The following is an 874-nucleotide window of genomic DNA, read 5'->3' as shown; positions in this document are numbered from 1 at the left end:
GATATCTTAATCGCACTTTCTGGGGCTACAACAGGTAAAATTTCGGTCGTTGATAAAGAAATTGGATTCGCACTATTAAATCAACGGGTAGGCGGGTTCAAAGTAATTAATGAAAATATAATAATACCACGTTTTTTTTATTATTTAGCTCAAAGCGACGATTTTAAATCAACTATACTAAAAATGATAAGAAAAAGTGCTCAGGGCAATTTAAGCCCAATTAATATAAAAAAAGTAGAAATAGCAATTCCAAATAATATTGATGAGCAAAAGAAAATTGCAGAAGTTTTGTCGACGGTAGATGAAGCGATAGCAAAGGTTGATGAGAAGATCAAAAAGATTGAACGACTGAAAAAAGGTCTAATGCAGAGACTTCTAACCAAAGGCATCGGGCATAAAGAATTTAAGTATAGCAAAGAACTCAATTGCCAAATTCCAAAAGAGTGGGAAGTGGTAAGCTTGGGAGATAAAAAAATATGTGAAGATATGTTCTATGGCGTTACTGCAAAGACGGTTAACTACACTTCGGGAATAAGAATATTACGAACCACCGATATTAAGAATTATACATGTGAGTTTGAACAATTACCATTCTGCGAAATAACTGAGAAAAAAAACAATTTAGCCGCATTTTTCTTAAAAAAAGGGGATATAATAATTGCGAGAGCAGGAACGGTTGGAGTGTCTGTTGTTGTTGATCGGGATTACGATAATATAGTCTTTGGTTCTTATTTAATCAAAGTTAAATTAAAATCTAACGTACAAAAAAGTTTTATTCATTATTTTTTTCAATCTTATATTTACTGGAAATATTGGCAAAGAGCCCAGGGAAGCACATTAAAAAATATTAATTTACCACTTCTGAAATCTCTTC

At 32.3% G+C, this 874-nt stretch carries 1 protein-coding gene; it reads left to right on the top strand.

Features of this window, described 5'->3' with window-relative positions; genetic code table 11:
- Nucleotides 1-60: 60 nt before the first annotated feature.
- Nucleotides 61-874, top strand: an 814-nt coding sequence (locus N2201_07425; protein ID MCX7786028.1) for a restriction endonuclease subunit S, incomplete at its 3' end; no start/stop codon positions are given.

The sequence above is a fragment of the candidate division WOR-3 bacterium genome (genome assembly GCA_026418155.1).
Lineage (GTDB): Bacteria > Hydrothermota > Tepidihabitantia > Tepidihabitantales > CAIPLT01 > JAOABV01.
Note: the sequence above shows the minus strand (reverse complement) of the source record. Positions and strands in the feature narration are given on the sequence as shown.